General features: G+C 49.0%; 5 protein-coding genes. All 5 read left to right on the top strand.

Annotated features, from left to right (window positions below; translation table 11 throughout):
• Positions 1-2,106 (top strand): S9 family peptidase (locus tag VN105_RS26505; protein WP_325645927.1); only part of this gene is annotated, 2,106 nt, incomplete at its 5' end.
• A 12-nt stretch (positions 2,107-2,118) separates the two neighbouring features.
• The gene (locus VN105_RS26500; RefSeq protein WP_325645925.1) at positions 2,119-3,840 is read left to right on the top strand and encodes a DUF885 family protein; all 1,722 of its coding nucleotides are present in this window, start codon (positions 2,119-2,121) and stop codon (positions 3,838-3,840) included.
• A gap of 253 nt (positions 3,841-4,093) precedes the next feature.
• Complete coding sequence (locus VN105_RS26495; RefSeq protein ID WP_325645923.1) at positions 4,094-7,279, top strand: SusC/RagA family TonB-linked outer membrane protein; 3,186 nt, start codon at positions 4,094-4,096, stop codon at positions 7,277-7,279.
• A gap of 18 nt (positions 7,280-7,297) precedes the next feature.
• Positions 7,298-8,869 carry a RagB/SusD family nutrient uptake outer membrane protein gene (locus tag VN105_RS26490; RefSeq protein ID WP_325645921.1) on the top strand — a complete coding sequence of 524 codons (1,572 nt, stop codon included), beginning with the start codon at positions 7,298-7,300 and terminating at the stop codon, positions 8,867-8,869.
• Positions 8,870-8,890: 21 nt separating this feature from the next.
• Entirely contained in the window at positions 8,891-9,562 is a 672-nt protein-coding gene (locus VN105_RS26485; protein ID WP_325645919.1) for a hypothetical protein, read from the top strand.
• Positions 9,563-9,606 lie beyond the last annotated feature (44 nt).

Raw genomic sequence — 9,606 nt, 5'->3', positions numbered from 1 at the left:
TTATGGAGCCTGCCAACGGGGCTGCTGCTCGCACAGCAAAACAAGCCAACGCCTTACCTGCCTTCACATGCAGAGATATTGCAGCGATACAGGAAAGTACAACTACTGGATAGCATTACCCGGAAAACCATTTCCAGGCATAATGTGGATGCCAACTGGATGCCCGGCGGGAAGTCGTTCTGGTACCTGATTACAGGAAAAGACAGTACCAAAACAGCTTATCTTGTGACCGCCGCCACCGGTAAAAAAGAGGTGATCACCGACACGGCAAAAATTGCGCAACTGGCAAAGAATGAGATCAGGCTCCTGCCGGTAAGGCAACATGAGCCAAGTCGCTGGGAAGGATTTGCCACCGACAGCGTTTCGCCTGATAAAAAATGGGTAGCCACTACCATAGGAGGTAATGTATATGTACGCTCAGCAGCTACCGGCGCACTTACACCATTCACCACAGACGGGAAAGCGGATGGCGATTTCTATGGCGCCTTTGCCTGGTCGCCCGACAGCAAATATCTTGTTGGCTACCGCATTCATCCCGTGGAAGATTCCTCTGTATATTATGTGCTCACCGATGTGCCCGGCACTACCCGCGGGCAACTGCGTTCCCATCCTTACAAGCAGCCGGGTGATCCCTTTACCACTTTTGATATGTACCTGTTCACAATGGAAGGGAAAACTACTACCCGTGTGAAAACAGAACAGATCGATTTTTTTGATGCACCGGCGCTGCACTGGCGTGATAAAGACCCGCGCTATTTCCTCTATGAAAAAGTGGACCGTGGTCATCAGCGCTTCCGCGTAATAGAAGTGGATGCCACCAATGGCAACACCCGCACTATACTGGATGAACAAACGCCTACTTTCATCTATGAATCCCGCCTCTATACTCATTATCTGCCGGAAACCAATGAACTGCTATGGACCTCTGAAAAAGATGGCTGGCGGCACATCTACCTGGTGAATACCCTCACCGGTGAAGTGAAGAACCAGGTAACGAAAGGCGATTGGGTGGTGAGGGAAATAGACAGCGTAGACGCAAAGAAAAGAGAGATATGGTTCAGGGCCGGCGGAAGGAACGCCGGGGAAGATCCTTATTTTGTTCACTACTATCGTACAGATTTCGCGGGGAAGCACCTGCTTGACCTGACACCTGCTGCCGGAAATCACCAGGTATTCTTTTCTCCCGACAGGAAATATTTTATTGACAAATACTCACAGGTAAATGTACCCCCGGTTAATGAACTGCGCCGTACTGCCGACGGGAAATTGATCACCGTGCTGGAGAAGGCTGACGTAAGCGGATGGGAAGCCACCGGCGTGCCTTTCCCCGTTCCGTTCACCGCAAAAGGCCGTGATGGTAAAACAGATATCTGGGGTGTGATGTGCCGGCCTGCAGATTATGATTCCACTAAAATGTATCCTGTAGTAGAGAATATTTATGCGGGTCCGCAGGATGCTTTTGTACCCAAGAGCTTCATGAGTTATTATAATGATATGCAGAGCCTGGCGGATCTTGGATTCATTGTGGTGCAGATAGATGGTATGGGCACTGCTAACCGCTCAAAAGCATTCCATGATGTATGCTGGAAAAATCTTGCTGATGCGGGGTTCCCGGACCGTATCCTCTGGATCAAATCGCTGGCTGAAAAGTATGCTTTTGTGGATACCTCACGGGTAGGGCTATACGGAACTTCCGCCGGCGGACAAAACGCGCTGGGCGGCCTGCTCTTTCATCCGGAGTTCTATAAAGCGGCGGTGGCTTCCTGCGGTTGCCATGATAACCGGGTGGATAAACAATGGTGGAATGAACAATGGATGGGCTACCCGGTGGGGAAAGAGTATGAAGCGCAGTCCAATGTAACGAATGCCGGTAAATTACAGGGCCGGCTGCTCCTGATAGTAGGAGAGGCGGATACCAATGTACCGCCGGAATCTACCTATCGTGTGATCAATGCGCTGATCAAAAAAGGGAAATCATTTGAATTTCTGCCGGTGCCCGGCATGGGGCACAGCGACGGAGGCCCTTACGGACGCATTAAACGCCGCGATTTCTTTGTGAAAAATCTCCTGAATACCAATCCGCCAGACAGAAATATAAACGAGTAAATTATGCCTCTTTTGAAGAAATTATACCCGCTTCTTACCTGCCTGCTGTTACAGCAGGTAACCGCTGCTGCCCAGTCGGCAGACGATGACCTGTATCTCCAGTCGAGCGAAGTGAATAATATCATGGTGCAATATGATGCGGATGCCGGTAACCTGCATCGTTTTTATTTTGCAGATAATTCACCGGAGCAGCTTTCCCGTATGACCACCCTGGTCAGGAACTACCAGCAACGGCTGGAGCACCTGAACTATACAGCGTTAAACGTGGGTGCGCAGGTAGATTATACGTTGTTCAAACGCCGGTTGTCCCGGGAACTGGATGAGCTGACGCTGGCACAGCAGGAAAGTATGCAGTTGAAGAAATGGTTTCCCTTTGCGGAGAAGATCTACCAGGTGGAACAGCATCGCCGCCGCGGGGAAAAACCGGATGCACCGGCATTGGCTGCACAGCTGAGCGATATGGCAAAGGACATCTCCAAAAGCAGGCAGCAACTGGAAAACGACAGCTCGCTGACCCTGCCGCAGCTCCGTAGGGGTATTTCCACCATCAAAGGTTTGCGGGAAGCGTTAAGCAGCGCGTTCACTTTTTATAACGGCTATGATCCGCTTTTTTCCTGGTGGGTGCCGGCTCCGTACAGGCAGGTCGACAGCCTGCTGAAAACCTACAGCGCTGCCTTCTATAATAAAGAAAAAAGTACCGCCCGTATGCCGGACGATGGAAGTGGTATTGCTGGTCATCCTATCGGGAGAACGGCGCTGATCAAAGGATTGCAGGAGGAAATGATCCCTTACACGCCGGAGGAACTGCTGGCTATTGCGAATAAGGAATTTGCCTGGTGTGATGCGGAAATGGAAAAAGCCACGCGCGAAATGGGATTGGGTACCGACTGGAAAGCGGCCATGGAAAAAGTGAAGAACAGTTATGTTCCTCCGGCGGATCAACCGGCCGCCATGATGAAACTCTACAACGAATCCGTGGATTTTATAAAGCAGCACAACCTGATCACCCTGCCGCCACTGGCCGAAGAAACCTGGCGTATGATCATGATGACACCTGAACGCCAGCTGGTAAATCCCTTCTTTACCGGCGGAGAAGAATTTAGTGTATCCTACCCCGTTAGCAGCATGAGCCACGAAGATAAAATGATGAGCATGCGGGGTAATAACCCGCATTTCTCCCGGGCTACGGTACATCATGAACTGCTGGCAGGTCATGCCCTGCAGGAGTTTATGCAGAACCGTTATAAAACTTACCGGCATTTTGAAACCCCGTTCTGGATTGAAGGGTGGGCCCTGTACTGGGAGCGGCTGTTATGGGACCAGGGATTTGCCAAATCACCTGAAGACCGTGTAGGCATGCTCTTCTGGCGCAAGCACCGCTGTGCGCGTATTATCTTTTCTATTAATTATCATACCGGCAAATGGACGCCACAGCAATGCATCGACTTCCTGGTAGACCGTGTAGGGCACGAGCGCGCCAATGCAGAAGGAGAGGTGCGCCGCTCTTTTGTGGGTGGGTATAGCCCCTTATACCAGATTGCCTATATGATTGGCGGATTACAGTTTGAAGCCCTGAAGAAAGAATTGGTAGACAGCGGCAAAATGTCTTTTAAGCAATATCATGATGCAGTGCTCAGGGAGAATATGATGCCCATAGAAATGCTCCGGGCCATCCTGTTGAACAAGCCGGTGCCAAAGGATTTTACATCCGGCTGGCGCTTCTACAGGTTATAGTTTTACGGGGCGTTGCGAATATGAAAAGTAACGTCCCTCTTCTTTTTTCTACCTGTTAAAATCAGCAATCTATCAGTTAATTTCCGGGAAGTAATATCCGGTCCTTTTAGATAGATTTGTAATAACAATTGTCAATAATACAATTAAAACAGATCAACCAGAATAAAATCTAATATCGCGTTAACGCACGATGTGCGGACCTGTATCAACGTATATCAACCAGAATTTTTCAACACTGCTTAAATCTAATCCCATGCAAAAAATTGTCATGGCCTTTATCGCCTTATTGGTGGTCTTACCATCTGTTGCCCAGAACGTAAAAGTGACCGGCAAAATCACAGATGAAAGAAGTGGGCCATTGCCCGGCGCCTCGGTCAAAATCAAAGGGAATACCCAGGGGGTAGTCACGGATGATAAAGGTGAATTTTCCCTGGCAGCGCCACCCGATGCCATTTTAGAGATCAGTTTTATCGGCTACCTTAAACAGGAACAGAAGCTGAAAGGCCGCACCCACCTGAATGTAGTGCTCACAGCACAGAGCGGCGCATTGGGCGATGTGGTGGTGATCGGCTACCAGGCTGTAAACCGGCGTAAGGCCACTGCGGCCGTTTCCAGCATTAAAGGAAAGGACATTGAAAACATTCCCGCAGGCAGTTTTGAACAACTCCTGCAGGGACGCATGTCCGGCGTAAATGTGCAGAACTTCACCGGTGAACCCGGCGCCGCTCCTACGATTTCCGTAAGAGGTAACACCGCCATCGGCACATCTTACCAAAACAATCAGTATAAGATACTCAACAAGCCGCTGTATGTAATCGATGATGTGCCGCAATTCAATGACGATATGGTAGGACCGGACATTGGCACCGGTACCAACAATATTGCCGGTTTGAACCCCAATGAAATTGAATCGGTGGATGTATTGAAAGATGCGGCGGCTGCAGCTGTATATGGTTCCCGTGGCGCCAACGGGGTCATCATCATCAAAACAAAAAGAGCCCGCACCGGCGCACCGCGCTTCAGCGTATCGGCCTATGGCGGTTTGACGGAGATCCCTAAACTCCGCCAGGTATTAGTGGGGGCGGCAGAACGCCGCGAGAAGATCCGCCTGTATGACGATGCTTTTGAAGGGAACTACGACAGGCTTACACATAAGAACCTTATCATGACCGATAGCCTGAACCCCGACCTGGATAAGGCTACCGACTGGCAACGCCTGTTTTACCGTAAGGGAATGATACGGAATGTAGACTTTAACGTATACGGGGGTACGGAGTATAATACCTACCGGTTGTCTGCCGGTTTGTATATGGAAGATGGTATTGTCAAAGCCTCCGGATTCAAACGTTATACGCTCAACTATTCTTCTTCAATACGCACTAAAAACGGTGCGTTGGAAGTGGTGCCTAACATCAGGCTGGCCCGCATGGAAAGGGGAAGGGGCTCGGGCAGTCCAGATCTCTTCGGGGCAGTAGGGCAAAGTATGCCGTCGTCGTTGTTTGCACCTGATGAGAATAGTCTGCAACGTGTACTGGGTCGCTATTCCGGCAATATGGATATTAACGTGGACAACCAGGTGAACGGCGACATTTCCGTGCAGCTGCGGTTATCCCCCCAGTTGTCTTTCCGCTCCCGCAACTCCGTGTCGATGGTAATGAGCCGCCGCGATGTATCGGTGCCCGGTGAGCTGAATGCGGACCTTGGCAACTCTGCATCATCCACGAGTGGCCTGCAGCAAAGTTATACCACCTCCAACGACCTGAACTGGAATGCTGTATTCGGTAAGGGAAAGGAACATACTATCAATGCCATTGTAGGGCAGGAAGTGCAGTACAGCACTTATCAGAATACCTATGCACAGGGTTCGCGTGGCGCCAGCGACCAGATCCAGGTGGTGAACGGTTTCCCCCAGGGACCTTACCTGTACGGTAGTTCCGCCTACTCGGCGTTTGGTATCCTCTCGCTGTTTTCGCGGGTGAACTATGATTATAAAAGCACTTATCTCTTCTCAGCTTCTCTTCGCGGAGACGCGGCATCCAGCTTTGGCCCTGATAATAAATGGGGATACTTTCCCGCTATCTCCGCCGGCTGGATGATCAGCAACGAGCCATTCATGCGGCGTTATGCCAGCTGGTTATCCATGCTGAAACTACGCGGCAGTTATGGTGTGCTGGGTAACCTGCCAGGTGATTATTATTTGCAGTATAGTCTTTACAACATTGGCGGCGCCGGCTATAACGGCAGCGGTCTGAATCCGAATACCTACAACGGTACTGTTACTATTACCCCGCAATTCGGCTCCGGTGGCGTGGCGCAGAAAGATATCAGCTGGGAGAAAACCGCCAGCTGGAATGGAGGCATTGAAGCAGAGCTGATGAATGGTAAGTATTACTTTAGCGCCGATGTATATGTGAAGAATAGTAAAGCAGGGTTGATTGACATGAACCTGCAAAGCACTACCGGTATCGCTACCGCCAAAACCAACGGCGCGCAATTACGCAATTCCGGTATCGATATCAACTTCCAGTTCAGGAATGTAATGCCGGAGAAAAGCGCCCTGCGTTGGGAAATACTCTGGAATGTGAGCATGAACCAGAACGTAGTGGTAAGTATGCCCAATAATAACAGGGATCTTACTTTTGGTAATCTCTTTAATACCACGCATATTCTTACCCGGGGAAAAGCAGTGAATACTTTTTACCTGCTGAAAACATTGGGTGTATATAGTACAGACGATGATGTGCCGACAGATAAATACACCGGTAAAAAATTCCAGGTGGGCGCAGTGAATGACCCGGCTTCCAATAACCCTTTCCGGGCAGGTGAATTTATTTTTGCCGACCTGGATGGAGATGGCATTATAGATGCTTTTAACGGTGGTATTACGGGAGACAAGATCCCGTATGGCAATCCTAATCCTTTCCTCACTGGTGGTATCACGCAAAACTTTTACTGGAAGAATTTCACCTTCGGATTCCTTTGCACATTTACGTTCAAGCGCGATGTACTGAACCTGTATGAGTCTGATACCTATGGCCGTTATGGCTGGGATGCCGCTGGTAATGAATTTTCCAAGTATGCAGTGTCTGATCTTTCCTCCATGAATATCTGGCGTAAGCCGGGCGACAAAGCCCAGTATGCAAGAATGGATATTGGTACTTATCGCTACTACTACCGTGCAGACCAGACCTTCTTCCTGGAGAAGGGCGATTATTTCAGGATCAAGAATATTTCATTTGGTTATACCCTCCGGGAAAAAGCATTGAAGCCGCTGCACCTGAACCGCCTGCGGTTCTATGGGCTGATGGACAATGTATACATCTTCCAGGCCTCCAAAAGATTACCGGATGCAGAGAATGTAAACCCTTACGGGGAGTATAACGGTGTAGGCTATCCGAGCCCGCATAAATATACACTGGGCATTGATGTAGGATTTTAAAACAGCTAAACACTTTTTATGAAACGGACTTTAATTATCATCGTTATAGTAGGGGCATTTTTACCGGGGTGTAAGAAGATGCTGAACCAGGAACCAAAGGATACTACCTACGAAGAGAAATTCTGGAAGTCGGAGAATGATATGAAGAAAGCACTGGCCGGTGCCTACGCTTCGCTGCGGTCCAACCTGCTGGAGCAGGACTACCTGCATAACCTCGGCGATATGACGCTGGGCGACCAGTTTATCATTATCCGGAGCGGGCCTTATTTTTCGGGCTCCGACTGGAACATACAGGTAGGCAAGTTTGAAATGAACTATCTGGATGTGTTCCGTAACTGGTCAAGGTTTTACAGCACTATCCTGCAAACTAACCTCATACTGGAAAAGTTGCCGCTGGTACCGGACGATACCTTCCTGGACGACCCGGAAAAAGGGCGGAAGAACATTGCAGGGCAAACCCTTTTTATCCGCTCCTATGTGTACTTCCAGCTGCTCCGCACTTTCGGGGATGTTCCGCTGGTATTAACTCCTGATCCGGATCCTATTGCCAACAAACCATTGGCCCGCACCGATAAGAACGTAGTGGTACAGCAAATCCTGAACGATCTTGATTCTGCAGCCAACTGCCTGGATATGACGTACGAAGTGGATGCCAGCCGGGGCACTGTTCCCAATAAAGCCGTGGTAATGGCGCTGCAGTCGCAGGTATACCTGTGGCGTGCCTGTGTGATCAAAAAACCGGCCTTTGAGGCTACACCGGATATGGCGGATGTGGCCAAAGCATCGGCTTTGGTAGAGAGTATTGTGAGCAGTGGTTTGTATGGCTTGCCTGCGCCTGCCGGGAAGATAGACAGCATCCAATACGCAAAGGCATTTACGGGTAATACCCGCGAAAACATTTTTGAACTGTATACCCGTTACGCGTACAATGAAGGATCCAATAACCTGATGCCCATTAAGTTCCTCCGGATACCGGTACTGGCAAAAACAGACTGGAGTGACCTGTTGCTGGGCAATAGTTTTGTGAGCAACCTGTACCCGCGGATTATTCAGACAGGTCCCAATCCTGAAGACACTATACCGAATACGGATATACGAAGAGGAATGTTTCTTTATGATGCAGACGGTGCCCAGCCCATCTTTACAAAATATAACAACATCATTTATAATAATCCTAACCAACAGGCAGAGCCTTACCTCGATAATAATGTGTCCCTGATCCGCTATGCAGATGTGTTGCTGAACCGTATGGAAATCGCCGTGTATAAAGGACAACTGGGGGAAGCCTATGCGCAGCTGCGGAGCTTTCGTCGCTCGCGCAACCAACCGCAGATGGATTCTGCGTTGTATGTGAGCGAATCGCCGCTTACTTACAACAGCCTGCTGGATGAGATTATGACCGAGCGTTCGCGGGAGTTGTTTATGGAGGGACAGCTGTATTTTGATGATGTGAGAATGAAACGTTCCCTGGTGCCCTGGCTAACGCCCGCAAGGTATAACCAGGAAGGCTATCTCATGCCACTGGATCCAGCCTTGTTCAACAACAACAGGCTGTTAGTCCAGAATAAATACTGGGCAGGTAAAATTTAATTTCCATCCAAATTATTCATCATGAAGATCATTCATCTGTTACTCGGATCACTGCTGATCCTGGCGGGATGTAAAAAAGATAATTACCTCGTTGATGAGGGCGGTACCGACCGGGAAAGGATCAGGAAAATATCGACTTATGATTTCCTGAAAGAAAGCAAAGTGCTGGATACAGTGGTACTGCTGATAGACCGTGCAGGTATGAAAGACGAGGTTAACGGCGATATTACCTTTTTCCCGCCCACCAATGCCGGGGTTGGTAATTTCCTGGCGCAGCAAACACGTGCTTTACAGCGGAAGTATAATAATGAGAACCTCAAATTTACATTGGATAGTTTAACTACCGACAGTATTAAATTTTATATGCGCCGGCATATATTCAAAGGGGTAATGGATAAAAGTGCCCTGGGTTATATGAAGAAAAGTTTTGTCAATATTACCAGTGAGGGGAATTACTTCCTGTTGCTGGAAAAGTATTATATCGATGTAAGCGGCATCCGTTCTACTACCAACAGGATACAGATACGGCGGGTATTCGGCCTGGCAGATGAAGACGTACCGGATGGTATGGAGAACAAAGAGCCGGATTTTTACGCGTATGTGCAAACCTCCGAAGTACGTACCGCAACAGGAATGGTGCATGTGCTGGAAGCCAACGCCAACCTCGGATTTTACATTTACAGGGAAAACTAAAAATAAGATGACCATGAAATATATCTTATTCATTATCGCCGCAG

It is taken from the genome of Chitinophaga sp., assembly GCF_035564935.1.
Taxonomy (GTDB): domain Bacteria; phylum Bacteroidota; class Bacteroidia; order Chitinophagales; family Chitinophagaceae; genus Chitinophaga.
Note: the sequence above shows the minus strand (reverse complement) of the source record. Positions and strands in the feature narration are given on the sequence as shown.

Bases quoted from the DNA above. Each gene is read 5' to 3' on its own strand.
- VN105_RS26495 (WP_325645923.1), top strand. From the start codon at position 4,094: ATGCAAAAAATTGTCATGGCCTTTATCGCCTTATTGGTGGTCTTACCA.
- VN105_RS26490 (WP_325645921.1), top strand. From the start codon at position 7,298: ATGAAACGGACTTTAATTATCATCGTTATAGTAGGGGCATTTTTACCG.
- VN105_RS26485 (WP_325645919.1), top strand. From the start codon at position 8,891: ATGAAGATCATTCATCTGTTACTCGGATCACTGCTGATCCTGGCGGGA.